This window comes from Pseudomonas sp. NPDC089422 (assembly GCF_044749405.1).
Taxonomy (GTDB): Bacteria; Pseudomonadota; Gammaproteobacteria; order Pseudomonadales; family Pseudomonadaceae; genus Aquipseudomonas.
On the sequence record NZ_JBIVHW010000003.1, the window covers coordinates 262,459 to 279,162 of the forward strand.

Below are 16,704 nucleotides of genomic sequence, written 5' to 3' on the forward strand. Positions count from 1 at the left end.
TTTCGTGAGCAAATCGCTGCAAGCCATCCGTGGCATGAACGACATCCTGCCAGAGCAGTCGCCACTCTGGCGCTACTTCGAAGGCACCGTCGCCGGCCTGCTGGACACCTACGGGTACAGCCAGATCCGCACGCCGATCGTCGAGTTCACCGAGCTGTTCAAACGCTCCATTGGTGAAGTCACCGACATCGTCGAAAAAGAGATGTACACCTTCGAGGACCGCAACGGCGATTCGCTCACCCTGCGCCCTGAGGGCACTGCCGCCTGCGTGCGCGCTGTGCTGGAGCATGGCATCACCGGCAACGGCCAGGTGCAGAAGCTCTGGTACATCGGCCAGATGTTCCGCCACGAGCGGCCGCAGAAGGGCCGCTATCGCCAGTTCCACCAGATCGGCGTGGAAGTGTTCAACCTGGACGGTCCGGACATCGACGCCGAGCTGATCATGCTGACCTGGCGCCTGTGGGGCCTGCTGGGCATCCAGGATGCGGTCAAGCTCGAACTCAACAGCCTGGGCACCAGCGAAGCCCGCGCCCGCTACCGTGACGCGCTGGTCGAGTTCCTCTCGGCGCGCCTGGAGCAGCTCGACGAAGACAGCCAGCGCCGCCTCAAGAGCAACCCGCTGCGCATCCTCGACAGCAAGGACCAGGGCACCCAGGCGGTGCTGGTCGGCGCGCCGAAGCTGGAAGACTACCTGGACGAAGATTCCCGCGTGCACTTCGAGGGCCTCAAGGCGCGCCTCGACGCCGCTGGCATCCCGTTCGTGATCAACACCAAGCTGGTGCGCGGCCTGGACTACTACAGCAAGACCGTGTTCGAGTGGGTCACCGACAAGCTCGGCGCCCAGGGCACCGTCTGCGCCGGTGGCCGTTACGACGGCCTGGTCGAGCAGATGGGCGGCAAGCCGACCACTGGCGTCGGTTTCGCCATGGGCATCGAGCGCCTGATCCTGCTGCTGGAAACCCTCGGCAAGGTCCCCGAGTCGATCAACCGCACCATCGACGTCTACCTGTGCGCCTTCGGCGAGCAGGCGGAACTGGCCGGCCTGCGCCTGTCCGAGGGCCTGCGCGATCGTTTGCCGGGCCTGCGCCTGGCGGTCAACGCCGGTGGTGGCAGCTTCAAGAGCCAGTTCAAGAAAGCCGACAAGAGTGGCGCACTGTTCGCCCTGATCCTCGGCGACGACGAACTGGCCAAGCAAGAGATCGGCTTGAAGCCCCTGCGTGGTCAGGGCGAACAACAGAACATTGCCTGGGATGCTCTGGCTGAGCACCTGGAAACCGCGATCGCTCAGGCGTAACGCGGTTCAACAAGCGAATAGGCGAAAAGGAGTATTGGGGTGTCGAGTACCGATGATGAACTGGCAGGGGTCAAGGACTGGTGGAACCGCAACGGCAAGCCGCTGCTGACCGGTGCCCTGCTGGCTGGCGTGGTGGTGTTGGGCTGGAATACCTGGCACAAGTACCAGAACAACCAGTCGCAAGGTGCCTCGCAGCTGTATCAGGCCCTGCTTGAGACCAGCCTGACGCCGAATGGCCAGCCAGACGCGACCAAGGTCGCGGAGCTGGCCGGCAAGCTCAAGAGCGAGTTCGGCGGTACGGCGTACGCCCAGTACGGCAGCCTGTTCGTGGCCAAGGTCGCGGTCGAGAGCGGCAAGCTCGACGACGCCGCTGCCGAGCTGAAGAGCGTGCTGGACAAGCCGGCCGACGTCACCCTGGGCGAGATCTCGCGCCAGCGCCTGGCGCGCGTGCTCGCCGCCCAGAACAAGGCCGAAGAGGCCCTCAAGCTGCTCGACGGTGATGCTGACAAGGCCTTCCTGGCCAGCCGTGAAGAACTGAAGGGCGACCTGCTGGTGCAGCTGGGTCGCGGCGACGATGCCCACAGTGCCTACGAAAAAGCCAAGGCCGCGCTGTCTGACGAAGCAGCGGTCGGTGGCCTGCAACTGAAGCTGGATGACCTGGCCAAAGGGGACGCGTAAGTGATCGGTTGGAAACAAGCAGCAGTGCTGACCCTGGCCGTGCTGGCCGCAGGTTGCAGCAGCAACAGCAAGAAGGAACTGCCTCCGGCCGAGCTGACCAAGTTCACCGAAGAAGTGGTGCTCAAGAAGCAGTGGAGCCGTTCGATCGGTGACGGCCAGGGTGAAACCTACAACACCCTGGTTCCGGCGATCGAGAACGACCGTATCTACGCCTCCGACGTCAACGGCGAAGTCTTCGCCCTCGACCGCATCACCGGTGACGTGGTGTGGAAGAAAGACCTCGAGCTGCCGGTGTCCGGCGCTGTCGGCGTAGGCTACGGCCTGGTGATGCTCGGCACCCTCAAGGGTGAAGTGGTCGCCCTGGACTCCAGCACCGGTGAGGAGCGCTGGCGCTCGCGTGTGACCAGTGAAGTACTGGCGCCGCCTGCCAACAACGGTGACGTGGTGGTGGTGCAGACCCAGGACGACCGCCTGATTGGCCTCGACGCCAGTACCGGCAACCGCCGCTGGATCTATGAAAGCACTCCGGCCGTGCTGACCCTGCGTGGCACCGGCGCGCCGATCGCCACCAACCGCTTGGCCGTCGCCGGCCTGTCCACCGGCAAGGTGGTAGCGGTGGACATCAACAACGGCGTGCCTGTATGGGAGAGCCGCGTGGCTATCCCGCAGGGCCGTTCCGAGCTGGACCGCGTGGTCGACATCGACGGCGGCCTGCTGCTGTCTGGTGGTACCCTGTACGTCAGCACCTACCAGGGCCGCGTTGCGGGTCTGGATCTGGAAAGCGGCCGCGTGCTGTGGCAGCGCGATGCCTCCAGCTACGTGGGTGTCGCCCAGGGCTACGGCAACGTCTATGTCAGCGAAGCCAGCGGTACCGTTGAAAGTGTCGACGAGCGCTCTTCCAGCGCGCTGTGGACCAACGATTCGATGGCCCGCCGTCAGCTGAGCGCACCAGAAGTGTTCTCCAGCTACGTGGCTGTAGGGGACTTCGAGGGTTACCTGCACCTGCTGAGCCAGGTCGATGGCCGCTTCGTCGGCCGTGAGCGTATCGACAGCGATGGCCTGCGCGCCCGCCCACTTGTGGTCGGCGACACCATCTACGTCTTCGGCAACAGCGGCAAGCTCGAGGCACTGACCATCCGCTGAAGCTATGCTTGAAGCCTTGCCGGCTTCAGGCCGCGGCGTAGGACACGCCGCCCGAACTCCGGCCGCTGCCTTGCAGCGGCCTTTGCATTTTCAAGAATTCAAGAGTGGAGAGCCGCATGGTTCCCGTAATCGCCCTGGTGGGCCGCCCGAACGTCGGCAAATCCACCATGTTCAACCGCCTGACCAAGACCCGCGATGCCATCGTCGGTGATTTGTCGGGCCTGACCCGTGACCGCCAGTATGGTGATGCCACCTGGCAGGGTCGTTCCTTCATCCTCATCGACACCGGCGGTATCACCGGTGACGAAGTGGGCATGGACGAGAAGATGGCCGAGCAGTCGCTCATGGCCATCGAAGAAGCCGACTACGTGCTATTCCTGGTCGACGCCCGCGCCGGCATGACCGCCGCGGACCAGATGATTGCCGAGCACCTGCGCAAGCGCAACAAGTCGGCCATCCTGGTGGCCAACAAGATCGACAACATCGACGCCGACGTCGCCCGCGCCGAGTTCTCGCCGCTGGGCATGGGCAACGCCATTCCGGTGGCCGGCTCCCAGGGCCGAGGCATCAATGCGCTGATGGAGAGCGTACTCGGTCATATTCCTCGTGACGCAGAGGAAGAAGCCCTGGACCAGGAAGTCGCCGAAGGCGAGGAAGCGGTGCGCATCCCCGGCCCGAGCGAGAAAGATGGCATCAAGATCGCCATCATCGGCCGCCCCAACGTGGGCAAGTCGACCCTGGTCAACCGCATGCTCGGCGAAGAGCGTGTGGTGGTGTACGACCAGCCGGGCACTACCCGCGACAGTATCTACATCCCGTTCGAGCGTGATGACGAGAAGTACACCTTCATCGACACCGCCGGTGTGCGCAAGCGCGGCAAGATCCACGAGGAAGTCGAGAAGTTCTCGGTGGTGAAGACGCTGCAGGCGATCAAGGACGCCAACGTGGTGATCTTCGTCATGGACGCCCGCGAAGGCGTGGTCGACCATGACCTCAACCTGTTGGGCTTCGCCCTGGAAGCCGGCCGCGCCATCGTCATCGCCCTGAACAAGTGGGATGGCATGGAATCGGGCGAGCGCGACTACGTCAAGACCGAGCTGGAGCGCCGGCTGTTCTTCGTCGACTTCGCCGACATTCACTTCATCTCCGCCCTGCACGGCACTGGCGTTGGCCACCTGTACAAGTCGGTACAGGCTGCGTTCAAGTCGGCTGTCACCCGCTGGCCTACCAGCCGCCTGACGCAGATCCTCGAAGATGCCGTGAGCGAGCACCAGCCACCGCTGGTCAACGGCCGCCGCATCAAGCTGCGCTATGCCCACCTCGGTGGTGCCAACCCGCCGCTGATCGTGATCCACGGCAACCAGACCGAGAAGATTCCGAAGTCCTACTCGCGTTACCTGGAAAACACCTACCGCCGTGTGCTGAAGCTGGTCGGTACGCCGATCCGCATCGAGTACAAGGGCGGTGAGAACCCGTACGAGGGCAAGAAGAACACCCTCACCGATCGCCAGGTCAACAAGAAGCGCCGCTTGATGTCGCACCACAAGAAGGCCGAGAAGAAGCGCCGCGACAAGCGCTGATTCAGTCTTCTGCCTCTTAGCGGGCTTGCCCGCTAAGAGTCCCCTTGATCCAGCGCAATCTCCCCATTGTTTCAACCTTTTTCCTGACCGCTCGATCCGCTATGCTCGGACTCCACCCCGTGCCGGATACACCCCAGGAAAGAGGGCTCCATGATCCGCAGCAAACTGCCGAATGTCGGCACGACCATCTTCACCACCATGTCCCAGCTCGCCATGCAGACCGGCGCGCTCAACCTGTCCCAGGGTTTTCCCGACTTCAACGGCCCGCAGGCGCTGCTCGATGCAGTTGGCCGGCACGTGGCCGCCGGGCATAACCAGTACTCGCCAATGACCGGCATGCCGGCCTTGCGTCAGCAAGTGGCGGCCAAGGTCGCGCGGTTGTATGGCGCGCAGGTGGATGCCGATCAGGAAGTGACCATCACCCCGGGTGCCACCGAGGCGATCTTCTGCGCCATCCAGGCGGTGATCCACGCGGGTGACGAGGTGATCGTCTTCGATCCTTGCTACGACAGCTACGAGCCCTCCGTGGAGCTGGCGGGCGGGCGCTGTGTGCATGTGCAACTGAGCGACGGTGACTTCCGCATCGACTGGCAGAAATTCAGCGATGCCCTGAGCCCACGCACGCGCATGGTCATTCTCAACTCGCCGCACAACCCCAGCGGCGCGCTGATCAGCCGTGAAGACCTCGACCAGCTCGCCCGGCTGATCGCCGATCGCGATATCTACCTGATCAGCGACGAAGTCTATGAACACCTGGTCTACGACGGCGTGCGCCATGCCAGCGTCCTGGCCCACGAGCAGCTTTACCCACGGGCGTTCGTCATCAGCTCGTTTGGCAAGACCTACCACGTCACTGGCTGGAAAACCGGCTACGTCATCGCGCCGCCGGCCTTGAGCGCCGAGCTGCGCAAGGTGCACCAGTACGTCAACTTCTGCGGCGTGACCCCGCTGCAATGTGCCCTGGCCGATTTCATGGCCGAGCACCCGGAACATGTCGATGAGCTGCCGGCCTTCTACCAGGCCAAGCGCGACCTGTTCTGCGACCTGCTCGAAGGTTCACGCTTCAGCTTTACCCGCACTGCGGGCACCTATTTCCAACTGGTGGACTACTCGCAGATCCGCCCGGACCTGAACGATGTCGACATGGCCCTGTGGCTCACCCGTGAGCACGGCGTGGCGACCATTCCGGTGTCGGTGTTCTACCAGCAACCCATCCCCGAGCAACGCCTGGTGCGCCTGTGCTTTGCCAAACGTGAGGAGACGCTGCGTCAGGCAGCGGAAAAACTATGCGCGATCTGAGTGCACTGCCCAACCTGAAAGTCGCCCTGGTCCAGACCACCCTGGCGTGGCATGACCGTGAGGCCAACTACGCGCATTTCGAGGTGCTGCTGGATCAGGCTCGCGGCAGCGATCTGGTGGTCCTGCCGGAGATGTTCACCACGGGTTTTTCCATGCAGTCGGAAACCCTGTGCGAGCCGGAGAACGGCCCGACCTACAAATGGCTCAAGGCTCAGGCCAAGCGCATCGATGCGGTAATTACCGGCAGCGTGATCATCCAGGCCGCCGACGGCAGCCACCGCAACCGCTTGCTGTGGGCGCGGCCGGATGGCGAGATCCTGCATTACGACAAGCGCCACCTGTTCCGCATGGCGGGCGAGCACAAGCACTACACCCCGGGTGAGCGCCAGGTGCAGTTCGAGGTCAAGGGTTGGCGGGTGCGCCCGCTGATCTGCTACGACCTGCGCTTCCCGGTGTGGAGCTGTGACGCCCAGGACACCGACCTGCTGCTGTACACCGCCAACTGGCCGGCGGCGCGCCGCCAGCACTGGAACCGGCTGTTGCCGGCGCGGGGCATCGAGAACCTGTGCTACGTGGCGGCGGTGAACCGGGTGGGTACCGACGGCAAGGGCTTTGCCTACTCCGGCGACAGCCAGGTGCTGGACTTCCAGGGCGAGAGCCTGCTCAGTGCAGGGGAGGCGGACGGGGTGTTCACTGCGGTGTTGAGCGCCGCAGAGCTGGGCGCTTACCGCACCAAGTTCCCGGCCAACCTGGATGCCGATACCTTCGAGTTGCACTGAACCGACACTGGCCGGTATGGCCTGGATTGGCCCTTGTGGGAGCCGGCAAGCACGGCTCCCCCAAAGTCAGGTGCAGCTAGCAGCTAGTACACATCCCGCCGATACCGCCCATCCTCGATCAGCCGCTGTACAGCCTCTTCCCCCAGCAAGCCATTGAGTGCTGCATCCACGCCCGCAGCCATGCCTTGCAGGCTACCGCAGACATATACACAAGCCCCGTCAGCCACCCAGCGCTTGAACTCATCGGCGTGCTGCAACAGCACATCCTGCACATACACTTTCTCGGCCTGATCCCGCGAAAACGCCAGGTCCAGCCGCGCCAGGTCGCCGCTGTCGAGCCAACCCTGCAGCTCGGCGCCACACAGCAGGTCATGCGCGCGGTTGCGCTCGCCGAACAGCAGCCAGTTGCGCTGTTCGCCGGCATTGACCCGCGCCCGGAGCAGGCTGCGCAGCCCGGCAAGGCCAGTGCCGTTGCCGATCAGGATCATCGGCGCAGCGGCCTCGGGCAGGTGGAAGCCGCTGTTGCGGCGCAGGCGCAGGCTCAAGGTGCCGCCCTGCGGCAGGTACTCGGTGAGCCAGCCGGAACCCAGGCCGAGGTTGCCGTCGGCATGGCGCTCCTGGCGTACGATCAGTTCCAGCACGCCATCGCTGGCGATCGAGGCAATCGAGTATTCGCGGCTGCCGATCGGCACCAGCGCATCGACCAGTGCCTGCGGCTGCAGGCCAAGCAGATGGTCGCGCCGGCTCGGCAACTGGCGGCCCGCCAGCGCCTGGCTCAAGCTTTCCTGCAGGCCTTCGACCTGCACGCTGGCCTTGGCGTCCAGGGCCATGCCGTGCAGGAACGCATCGATCGGTGGCTGCCCGTTGAGCGGCAGGATCTCCACCAGGTCGCCGGCGTCCCAGCTGGCGGGCTGTTCAGGTTGCAAGGCCAGCAGGTAGACCGGCTGGCCTTGGCTGCCTGGGTTGAGCAGATCGCGCTGCACCAGGGTCCAGTTGCCGAAGCGTGGCGGTTGCCAGGCGCTTACCGGTTGAGCACCGGTCAGTTGCGCCAGTTCCTGCTGCCACTGCTGCAGTGCGGCCTGATCGGCGTTATCCACTTCCACCGGGCTGAATGCGCTGCTGGCGCCACGCTCGCCAAGCCACGCCTGCAAGCGCCGGGCGAAGCCGCAGAAGTGCGGGTATTGGCGGTCGCCGAGGGCGAGCAGGGCATAGCTGAGGTTGTTCAGTGCCCACGGCTGGCCGAGGATCTTGCGTTCGAAACGGCGGGCACTGTCGGGCGCCTCGCCATCGCCGAAGGTACTGACCACAAACAGGGCACGGCGGGACTGGCGGAGGTCCTCTTCGCGCAGGTCGCCAAGGGCTCGAACCTGAACCGGCAGACCTGCTGCCTGCAACTGCCCGGCACTCTGCCAGGCCAGTTGCTCGGCGAAACCGCTCTGGCTGGCGAAGCCGATCAGCCAGCTGTCACCGCTGGCCTGGTTGCCGTCGACAGTGCCGCGGGCGGCGCGCACCTGGCGCTTCTTGCGGCGGCGGTCGAGGTACAGCAGCCAGCCGGTGACGAAGAACAACGGCATGGTCAGGCTGGCGAGGGTGACGATGATGCGCCCCGGCAGGCCGAAGTATTCGCCGACGTGCAGGGCGTAGACGCTCTGCAGCAGCTGCGCCTTGAAGGATTTGTCGCTGTAGCGGTCCTGGCTTTTTACCTGGCCAGTGGCCGGGTCGAGCACCAGGGTGTTGAAGGCGCGCGGGTGGGCGGCGTCCTCGAGCAGGTAGAACAGGTTGGCCGGTTGGCCGCCCGCCGGGGGCAGGCGCAGGTTGTACATGGCCAGGCCAGGGCCGGCGGCGCCCTTGAGGCTGGCCCAGATGGCGTCGTAGTCGACCACCAGCGGCGGCGCGTTCTTGTCGACCTTGGGCGGCCCGTGGCGGCCACGGCCTTCGCCGCGCTTCTGTTGCTGGCCGGCGGCGGGTTCGTCAGCCAGCAGTTTGTTCAGGCCGGAGCGGTACCACTCATAGGACCAGAACAGCCCGGTCAGTGCGAACAGGAGGTAGAACAGCAGGCACCAGGTACCGGCCACGGCGTGCAGGTCCCAGTTGAAGGCACGGCCTTTCTTGGCCCAGTCGAGGGTCAGCCAAGTGCGCCAGTTCAGCGCCTTGCGCGGCCAGCGCAGGTACAGGCCGGACAGGCAGAAGAACACCAGCATCAAGGTGCAGGCACCGGTGATCTGCCGGCCGGTGTCGCCCATGGCGAGGAAGCGGTGCAGGGTCAGCATCAGGTTGAAGAAGCCTTGCCCGGCCGCCTCGCCCTTGAGCTCGCCGGTATACGGGTCGGCATAACGCAGCGCGCCACGGCGCTCGCCCGGTAGCGGGGTGAAGAACACCCGCGCGGCATTGCCTTCACGCACGTCCACCCACAGCATCGACACCTTGTCGCCTTGCTCGGCCTCGACCCGGCGCACCAGTTCGGCGGGTGGCAGCACGCCCTCGGCGCGCACCTCGACCTTGAGCACATCGGCGTTGAAGGCGCGCAGCAGCTCTTCCTGGAACGAATACAGCGCACCGGTGATGCCCATCAAGGCCAGCACCAGGCCAGCGGTGATGCCAAAGAACCAGTGCAGTTGGAACAGCGTCTTCTTCACCACATCTCTCACCTTGTGTTGCTGCCACAAACTGCGCGGCGTGCATTATGCCTTGATACGCAAAAGCCCCGCTCAAAGGTATGAACGGGGCTCGGCGGTGTTTCCTTAGAAGTGGACGCTGGTGGTCAGCAATGCCGTCCTGCCCGCTGCCTGGTTGGCGAAGTGGGTGGAGAAGGCCTTGTCGTAGTACACCTCGTTGGTCAGGTTCTGCACGTTCAGCTGCAGGTCGACGTTCTTGGTCAGCTTGTAGGCGGCCATGGCGTCGTAGCGCACGTAGCTGTCGACCATGGTGGTGTTGGCCACGCTGCCGTATACGTCATCCACATAGAACGCACCGCCACCGACAGTCAACTTTGGCGTGATGGAGTAGGTTGTCCACAGGCTGGCGCTGTTGTTCGGTGTGTTCGGCAGCTGGTTGCCGTCGTTGGCCGCGCCCAGCGGGCCGCCGTCGATCTGGCGCGCTTCCATGTAGGTGTAGCCGGCGAATACCTGCCACTTGTCGGTGATCTTGCCACTGGCCGACAGCTCGATGCCTTGCACACGGGTTTCGCCGACGTTTTCGTAGGTAGTGGTGTTTACCTGCACACGAGCGTTTTCTTTCTCGGTACGGAACAGCGCAGCAGCCAGGGACAGGCGCTCGTTGAGCAGGTCCCACTTGGTGCCGATTTCGTAGTTGGTGGTTTCTTCCGGCTCCATGTCGCTGCTCAACAGGTTGCCGCTGCGGTCGGTGGTGTTGCCCAGCGGGTTGCCTTCAGTGCCTTCACCGAGCATCGCACCGGGTGGGGTGGCGGAGGTGGCGTAGGACACATAGATGCTGCCGTTGTCGGCCGGCTTCCATACCAGGCCCAGCTGGCCGGTGACGAACTCGCTGGTGTCCTTGCCCTTGGAGACGATGCCCTTGGTACTTACCGCAGTGCTGCCGTTGGCGTTGTAGCCACGGTACTGGGTATCGAAGTGGTCGTAACGCAGGCCCATGTTCAGCAGCCACTGTGGCGACAGCTCCAGGGTATCGAACACGTAGATGGCCCGGGTGTTGCTCTTGGTATTGATGCCGGCATAGTTGCGCGAGATCGCGCCGTTCCATGGATCATCCGGGTTCGGGTTGCTCAGCGAGGTGCAATTGTAGCCGCTGGTGGCGCCGATCATGCCTGGGGTGCAGTTGGTGTTGGCTGCGCCACCGGCGACGGTGTCGGTGTCGACGTTGTAGGTTTCGCGGTCGCTTTCTTCACGGCTCAATTCAATACCGGTGGAGAAGCTGTTCTTCATGCCACCCAGGTAGAACTCGCCGAACAGGTCGGTCTGGTTGGTGGTCGTGGAAGTATTGCCCACACGCGTGTTGGCGCGGCGCCAGACGCTGCCATTGTTGACGTTGCCCTTGCTGTCGTCAGGCTGGGTCAGGATGTAGTCCTGCATGCTGTTGCCGTGACGGAAGGTGTTCTTGATGGTCAGCGCGTCGGTCAGGTCGTGCTCGATGGCGAAGGTGGCGATATCGACGCGGCTCTTGCGGAAGTCGCGGTCGGTCAGGCCATAGAAGTTATCGCTGTCGCCACCGTCGTTCGGTTTGCTCGGGTGCGCAGAGGTACGCGCGGCGCTGCCACCGGTCGGGATGGTGTACGGAATGCCCGAGTCTGGAAGGTCGTCACTTTCCAGGTGGTAGTAGTCGAGGTTGACGCGGGTGGCGGTGCCCAGGCCGAAGGCCAGCGACGGGGCGATACCCCAGCGGTCGTAGTTGACCTTGTCGCGGCCGGCGACGTTGCTTTCGTGGGTCATCAGATTCAGGCGGCCGGCAACGGTGTCGCTGAACTGGTAGTTGCCATCGAAGGTGTAGCGCTGGGTCTGGTCGCTGCCCCAGGTCCAGGCGCCATCGAGCGAGTTGCCCAGGTGTGCACGCTTGCTCACCAGGTTGATGGTGCCGCCGGCGGCGCCACGGCCACCGATGGCCGAGTTCGGGCCCTTGGCCACTTCGACCGATTCGATGGCGAAGATTTCGCGGGTCTGGGCGCCGGTGTCGCGCACGCCGTCCAGGTAGGTGTCGCCCTGGGCGTCGAAGCCACGGATGAACGGACGGTCACCTTGCGGGTTGCCGCCTTCGCCAGCACCGAAGGTGATGCCGGGTACGGTACGCAGGGCGTCCTGCAGGGTCAGGGCGTTGGTGTCCTTGATCACTTGCTGCGGGATCACGGTGACCGAGCGGGGGGTGTCCACCAGCGGTGCGGTGTACTTCTGCGAGGAGGCCTTTTCGACCTTGTAATCGGTACTGGCCTGCTCAGCCTTGCCATTGACGCTGGTGGCGTCGAGGGTGACGGCATTGCTGGCAGCCGGGTCGGCGGCGTAGGCGCCCGAAGCGCTGAGGGCGACCCCGATGGCCGAGGCGATCAGGCGTGGTGAGCTCACTGCAGATGGTACGTGACGCATTGTTGTAGGCCTTCCCCAAGGTGTGAAGGCCGCGGATGTTAATGTAAGGGATTGTAAGGCACAATTGAGACTCGTTACCATTCGCTAAAAATTTACAATCTTTACATATTCTCTTTACGATTTATGGACGCTGAATCGTCTAAGGCGCAGCCAGGGCTTGTGCAGCGTAAAAGGGAATCAATATCATTGAGCCTTTACAGATCTTGACGGTGCCGCGCCATGCTGCTTCATATCCCAGGGTTGTTCGATGCCGATGAACTGGCCCGTATCCGCGAGGCGCTGGAGCAGACCGACTGGGCTGATGGCAAGGTCACGGCCGGCTACCAGTCGGCCAAGGCCAAGCACAACCTGCAGCTGCCGGAAGGGCACCCGCTGGGCAAGGAAATCGGCAGCGCACTGATCGACCGCTTGTGGCAGACCCCGCGTTTCATGTCGGCAGCGCTGCCACACAAGGTGTTCCCGCCACTGATCAACTGCTACCGCGAGGGCGGCAATTTCGGTTTCCACATCGACAATGCCCTGCGCCAGCCCAAAGGCAGCGCGGAACGGGTGCGCACCGACCTGTCCTCGACCCTGTTCCTCAGCGACCCCGACAGCTATGACGGTGGCGAACTGGTGATCCAGGACACCTACGGCGTGCAGCAGGTGAAGCTGGCCGCCGGCGACCTGGTGCTGTACCCCGGCACCAGCCTGCACAAGGTCAACCCGGTGACCCGTGGCGTGCGCTACGCGGCGTTCTTCTGGACCCAGAGCCTGGTGCGCGAGGACAGCCAGCGGGCATTGCTGTTCGAGATGGACAATGCCATCCAGCAGCTCACCGCCGATGTGCCGGACCACCCATCGCTGCTGCAGCTGACCGGCACCTACCACAACCTGCTGCGCCGTTGGGCCGAGGTCTGAGCCATGTCCTATCAGTTGCGACGTGAAGAAGTGGTGGATGCTGCCGGCCTGCAGGCCATGCTCGAACACAGCCCCGGCAAGGCGGCCCAGGCAATCCTGGCGGCGGCGGGGGAGGGCATGGTCGAGGCGCAATTGCTGCTCGGGCAGATTCTGCTTGATGGCCGTGGCATCGAGCAGGATGCCGGTGTTGCCCGGCGCTGGTTCGGCATTGCGGCACAGGGCGGCAGTGCCATGGCGCACAACATGCTCGGTCGCTGCCTGGAACATGGCTGGGGGGGCGAGGTGAACCTGGCGCAGTCGGCCATTCACTATGCACGGGCGGCCGATGCCGGGCTGGATTGGGGGCTGTACAACCTCGGCAACCTGCTGGCCACCGGGCGTGGCCTGCCGGCCAACCAGGCGCAGGCGCTGAGCTGTTACGAGAAGGCCGCGCAGATGGGCCATGCCAAGTCGATGAACCTGTATGGGCGCTACCTGGAGCATGGTATTGCTACGGCGCCGAGCCCGGTGCGGGCGGTGCGCTGGTATCGGCGATCGGCCGAAGCGGGGGATTTTCGCGGGATGTTCAGCCTGGCGATGGTGCTGATCGAGCGGGGTGAAATGGCGGAGGCCGGGACTTGGCTGGAGCGAGCGCGAGTCGAGGGGAATGAGAACTTCCTGCGCAGCGCCCTGGTGACTTTGCAGGGGGCGGGACCCGTGTTGATGGCCTTTGCCGGGAGCTATGCCGAAGAGCTACAGCGGCGCGAGGCCGGCACAGGAGAGCACAAATGAAAACGGGGCCTTTCGGCCCCGTTCTGCATTACAGGTAGTAAGCCTTCAGCGGCGGGAAGCCGTTGAATTCCACTGCGCTGTAGCTGGTGGTGTAGGCGCCGGTCGACAGCCAGTACAGGCGGTCACCGATGGCCAGGTTCAGCGGCAGGCCGTACTTGTAGTTTTCGTACATGATGTCGGCGCTGTCACAGGTCGGGCCGGCGATGACCACTTCTTCGGCTTCGCCTTTCTTCTCGGTCCAGATCGGGAACTTGATGGCTTCGTCCATGGTTTCGATCAGGCCGGAGAACTTGCCCACATCGGTGTAGATCCAGCGCTCGACGGCGGTGCGCGACTTGCGCGCGACCAGCACCACTTCGCTGACCAGGATACCGGCGTTGGCGATCAGCGAACGGCCTGGCTCGAGGATGATTTCCGGCAGGTCGTCACCGAAGTCTTCCTTCAGGAAGCGGATGATCTCTTCGGCGTAGGTTTCGAGGCTGTTGGTCCGGGTGATGTAGTTGGCCGGGAAGCCGCCACCCATGTTGATCAGCTTCAGCTCGATGCCGTCTTCTTCCTTCAGGCGCTCGAAGATCACCTTGACCTTGGCGATGGCCGCGTCCCACACGCTGATGTCGCGCTGTTGCGAACCAACGTGGAAGGAGATGCCGTAAGGCACCAGGCCCAGGTCACGGGCGAGGATCAGCAGGTCCATGGCCATGTCGGTCTGGCAGCCGAACTTGCGCGACAGTGGCCAGTCGGCCGTGGTCGAGCCCTCGGTGAGGATACGCACGTACACTTTCGAGCCCGGCGCGGCCTTGGCGATGTTGCGCAGGTCGGCTTCCGAGTCGGTGGCGTACAGGCGCACACCCTTCTCGTAGAAGTAGCGGATGTCCTTGGACTTCTTGATGGTGTTGCCGTAGCTGATGCGGTCGGCGCTGACGCCACGGCCCAGGACCTTGTCCAGCTCGTAGATCGAGGCGATGTCGAAGCTCGAACCTTTCTCTTTGAGCAGGTCGATGATCTCGACGGCCGGGTTGGCCTTGACCGCGTAGTACACCTTGGCGAACTCGAAACCAGCACGCAGGTCGTCATAGGCCTGGCTGATCATCTGGGTGTCGATGAGTACGAACGGGGTTTCCTGCTTGTCGGCGAACGCCTTCATTTTCTGGAAGGTGTCACGCGCGAAATAGTCTTCGACCTGGATCGACATGCTCAGGGACTCCATGGGCAAACTGAAAGAATAAGTGGCTGCAAACTGAACGTCCTCCGTATCCCCACTTTGGTTCGCCTACTCAGTACTTGAGCCGGATGGATCGTTTCCAGCATGGACGTTCGGCGCGCACTTTAGGGCGTGAAGAATGCAGAATCAACAGGCAATCCGGGTGCGATCGTCGTGGATCGGCGCCCTACCCGTTGAATAACCGACTCGCGTGACCGCCTGATGTTCCCCAGGGTGTTTCAAGCGTAAAAAATTGTGGAATGGAGCGTTTTGACCCCTGTGCAGGCAAGCCCCTTTTTACAGGCATCACGCGGTTTCTGTGAGAGCAGGCTTGCCCGCGAAGCGGCCCGAGGTGTTCATATTTATGGCCACATTTTCTGGTACTCACGTACATGAAATCAGTCATAAATTTTTTGTTACCGACTGGCGGATTTGCTGGTTTTGATGAGAAACATTACTATTCGCACCCTCATCCGCCTCCCTGACGACCCCGAACGTGTCCGGACACAAAGGCTTCCTCGACCACTACCACGAGCTGATCGGCACCTGGACGCGCAAGCTGCGCAGTCGTCAGCAGGCCGAGGACCTCACCCACGATGCCTTTGTAAGGGTGCTGGAAAACCCGCGCGAACAGGTCGAGCAGCCACGTGCCTACCTGCACCAGACCGCCCGCAACATCGCCGTGGATGGTTTTCGCCGCGAAGACCGGCGCCAGGCTCTGGCGCTGGCGGCTTTCGATGAATGCAGCAGCGCCAGCGACGAACCGGAAGCCTACATGCATGCCCTGGAACTGGCCGACAGCGTCGAGCGTGCACTGGCCGAGTTGCCGCTGAATTGCCGCCGGGTGTTCATCTGGCAGAAACTTGAAGGCCTGAGCCAGGCCGAGATCGCCGAGCGCATGGGTTTGACCAGGAACATGGTCGAAAAGTATATGATTCGCACGCTCCGGCATCTGCGTGAGCACCTGGATGTGTCAGCACGATGAGTCAGGAGACCTTTCCCATGAAACAGCACGGTTTCGAGACCGTCCGCGAGCAGGCGGCCGCGTGGTTCGTCCGCATGCAGGACGCGCCGCACGATGCCGCGCTGCACAAGCAACTGCGTGCCTGGCTGGCCGCCGACCCCAGCCATCGTGCCGAGTACGATGCCCTGGCCACGGTCTGGAGCGCGGCGGAACTGATCCCGCGCCAGCGCCTGCAAGCACTGTGCGAGCCGGACCCGGTACGCCAGCTGCCGCAACGGCGCCTGCTGCGCCAAGCACTGGCGGCGAGTGTGGCGGTGGTGGCGCTGGGGCTGGGCTGGACGGGCTGGCACTACCAGCAGCTCAATCACCAGGATCAGTTGCAGACCGCCTTTGGCGAGCGCCGCCAGGTCGAGCTGCCCGATGGTTCCCGCCTTGAACTCAACGGTGCCACCCAACTGCACGTCGATTTCAGCCCAGGCCGCCGGCACATTCAATTGAACGCAGGTGAGGCGATGTTCATCGTCGCCCACGACAGCAGCCGCCCGTTCGTGGTCGATACCGCCCAGGGCAGCGTGACCGTGACTGGCACCCGTTTCGATGTGCGCCTGGACCCGGCCGCTACCCGAGTGGCCGTCGAGCAGGGCTCGGTGCGCGTGCAGGGCAGCGACGCCTCGCTGACACAACTGGGCGCGGGCCAGGGCTCGTGGATCGATGCCCATGGCCAGGTCGCCGCGCCCCACGCGGTCAACGCCGCCGCCCTGACTGCCTGGCGCCAGGGCAAGCTGGTGTTCGACAACGCCACCCTCGCCGAGGTGGTGGCCGAAGTGTCGCGCTACCGTGCCCAGCCACTGCGCGTGGCACCCGGCAAGGTTGCCCGGTTACGCCTCTCCAGCACCTTCAGCACCGATGACACGGATGCGCTGCTGCGCGCCTTGCCGAGCATCCTGCCGGTGGCGATCAAGGCCCATGAAGACGGCTCTCGCGAAATAATCGCGAAATAGATTCAGGTTTTTTTCCGCTCGTTCGTCTTCCCCGCCAGCTGCA

13 protein-coding genes are annotated in these 16,704 nt (G+C 63.7%); 10 read left to right on the forward strand and 3 right to left on the reverse strand.

The features are described 5' to 3' along the window. The first annotated feature begins 4 nt into the window (after nt 1–4). The 6 genes from hisS (at nt 5) to ACIPZ8_RS07395 (ending at nt 6,773) form a co-directional block, all read left to right on the forward strand. The gene (hisS, locus tag ACIPZ8_RS07370; RefSeq protein WP_085673698.1) at nt 5–1,294 is read left to right on the forward strand and encodes a histidine--tRNA ligase; all 1,290 of its coding nucleotides are present in this window, start codon (nt 5–7) and stop codon (nt 1,292–1,294) included. A 39-nt stretch (nt 1,295–1,333) separates the two neighbouring features. Further along, nucleotides 1,334–1,972: a tetratricopeptide repeat protein gene (locus ACIPZ8_RS07375; RefSeq protein ID WP_085673696.1), complete on the forward strand. Its 639-nt coding sequence runs from the start codon at nt 1,334–1,336 to the stop codon at nt 1,970–1,972. Further along, nucleotides 1,973–3,115, forward strand: coding sequence for an outer membrane protein assembly factor BamB (gene bamB / locus ACIPZ8_RS07380; RefSeq protein ID WP_400720990.1), 1,143 nt, complete (start codon nt 1,973–1,975; stop codon nt 3,113–3,115). It begins immediately after the preceding gene. Between the two features lie 116 nt (nt 3,116–3,231). After that, nucleotides 3,232–4,695 (forward strand): ribosome biogenesis GTPase Der, encoded by a 1,464-nt coding sequence (gene der / locus ACIPZ8_RS07385; protein WP_110637516.1) that lies wholly within the window; start codon nt 3,232–3,234, stop codon nt 4,693–4,695. Nucleotides 4,696–4,845: 150 nt separating this feature from the next. Then, nucleotides 4,846–5,994: a pyridoxal phosphate-dependent aminotransferase gene (locus ACIPZ8_RS07390; protein ID WP_400720994.1), complete on the forward strand. Its 1,149-nt coding sequence runs from the start codon at nt 4,846–4,848 to the stop codon at nt 5,992–5,994. Next, the gene (locus ACIPZ8_RS07395; protein ID WP_294330355.1) at nt 5,982–6,773 is read left to right on the forward strand and encodes an amidohydrolase; all 792 of its coding nucleotides are present in this window, start codon (nt 5,982–5,984) and stop codon (nt 6,771–6,773) included. The genes ACIPZ8_RS07390 and ACIPZ8_RS07395 overlap by 13 nt, the downstream gene beginning before the upstream one ends. An 83-nt stretch (nt 6,774–6,856) precedes the next feature. On the opposite strand, the gene ACIPZ8_RS07400 is transcribed toward ACIPZ8_RS07395, so the two are convergent. Both ACIPZ8_RS07400 and ACIPZ8_RS07405 read right to left on the reverse strand, forming a co-directional pair. Next, entirely contained in the window at nt 6,857–9,412 is a 2,556-nt protein-coding gene (locus ACIPZ8_RS07400; RefSeq protein WP_400720998.1) for a PepSY domain-containing protein, read from the reverse strand. Between the two features lie 102 nt (nt 9,413–9,514). Further along, nucleotides 9,515–11,824: a TonB-dependent receptor gene (locus ACIPZ8_RS07405; RefSeq protein ID WP_400721001.1), complete on the reverse strand. Its 2,310-nt coding sequence runs from the start codon at nt 11,822–11,824 to the stop codon at nt 9,515–9,517. A 219-nt stretch (nt 11,825–12,043) separates the two neighbouring features. Between ACIPZ8_RS07405 and ACIPZ8_RS07410 the strand changes: the two genes are divergently transcribed. Both ACIPZ8_RS07410 and ACIPZ8_RS07415 read left to right on the forward strand, forming a co-directional pair. After that, a complete protein-coding gene (locus ACIPZ8_RS07410) occupies nt 12,044–12,724 on the forward strand; it encodes a Fe2+-dependent dioxygenase (protein ID WP_400656175.1) in 681 nt (226 codons plus the stop codon). A 3-nt stretch (nt 12,725–12,727) separates the two neighbouring features. Further along, the gene (locus tag ACIPZ8_RS07415) at nt 12,728–13,495 is read left to right on the forward strand and encodes a tetratricopeptide repeat protein (protein WP_400721004.1); all 768 of its coding nucleotides are present in this window, start codon (nt 12,728–12,730) and stop codon (nt 13,493–13,495) included. 28 nt (nt 13,496–13,523) lie between these two features. Here the strand turns inward: ACIPZ8_RS07415 and ACIPZ8_RS07420 are convergent, their stop codons facing one another. Continuing rightward, nucleotides 13,524–14,687, reverse strand: a complete 1,164-nt coding sequence (locus ACIPZ8_RS07420) for a type III PLP-dependent enzyme (protein ID WP_025337787.1) — start codon at nt 14,685–14,687, stop codon at nt 13,524–13,526. Nucleotides 14,688–15,192: 505 nt separating this feature from the next. On the opposite strand from ACIPZ8_RS07420, the gene ACIPZ8_RS07425 reads away from it, so the two are divergent. Both ACIPZ8_RS07425 and ACIPZ8_RS07430 read left to right on the forward strand, forming a co-directional pair. Then, on the forward strand, nt 15,193–15,681 hold the full coding sequence (locus tag ACIPZ8_RS07425; protein WP_400721007.1) for a sigma-70 family RNA polymerase sigma factor: 489 nt from the start codon (nt 15,193–15,195) through the stop codon (nt 15,679–15,681). 17 nt (nt 15,682–15,698) lie between these two features. Beyond that, complete coding sequence (locus ACIPZ8_RS07430) at nt 15,699–16,661, forward strand: FecR family protein (protein WP_400721010.1); 963 nt, start codon at nt 15,699–15,701, stop codon at nt 16,659–16,661. The last annotated feature ends 43 nt before the right edge of the window (nt 16,662–16,704 follow it).

Coding starts and splice junctions, on each gene's coding strand:
- der (WP_110637516.1), top strand. CDS start 3,232: ATGGTTCCCGTAATCGCCCTGGTGGGCCGCCCGAACGTCGGCAAATCC.
- ACIPZ8_RS07390 (WP_400720994.1), top strand. CDS start 4,846: ATGATCCGCAGCAAACTGCCGAATGTCGGCACGACCATCTTCACCACC.
- ACIPZ8_RS07395 (WP_294330355.1), top strand. CDS start 5,982: ATGCGCGATCTGAGTGCACTGCCCAACCTGAAAGTCGCCCTGGTCCAG.
- ACIPZ8_RS07405 (WP_400721001.1), bottom strand. CDS start 11,824: ATGCGTCACGTACCATCTGCAGTGAGCTCACCACGCCTGATCGCCTCG.
- ACIPZ8_RS07410 (WP_400656175.1), top strand. CDS start 12,044: ATGCTGCTTCATATCCCAGGGTTGTTCGATGCCGATGAACTGGCCCGT.
- ACIPZ8_RS07415 (WP_400721004.1), top strand. CDS start 12,728: ATGTCCTATCAGTTGCGACGTGAAGAAGTGGTGGATGCTGCCGGCCTG.
- ACIPZ8_RS07420 (WP_025337787.1), bottom strand. CDS start 14,687: ATGTCGATCCAGGTCGAAGACTATTTCGCGCGTGACACCTTCCAGAAA.
- ACIPZ8_RS07430 (WP_400721010.1), top strand. CDS start 15,699: ATGAAACAGCACGGTTTCGAGACCGTCCGCGAGCAGGCGGCCGCGTGG.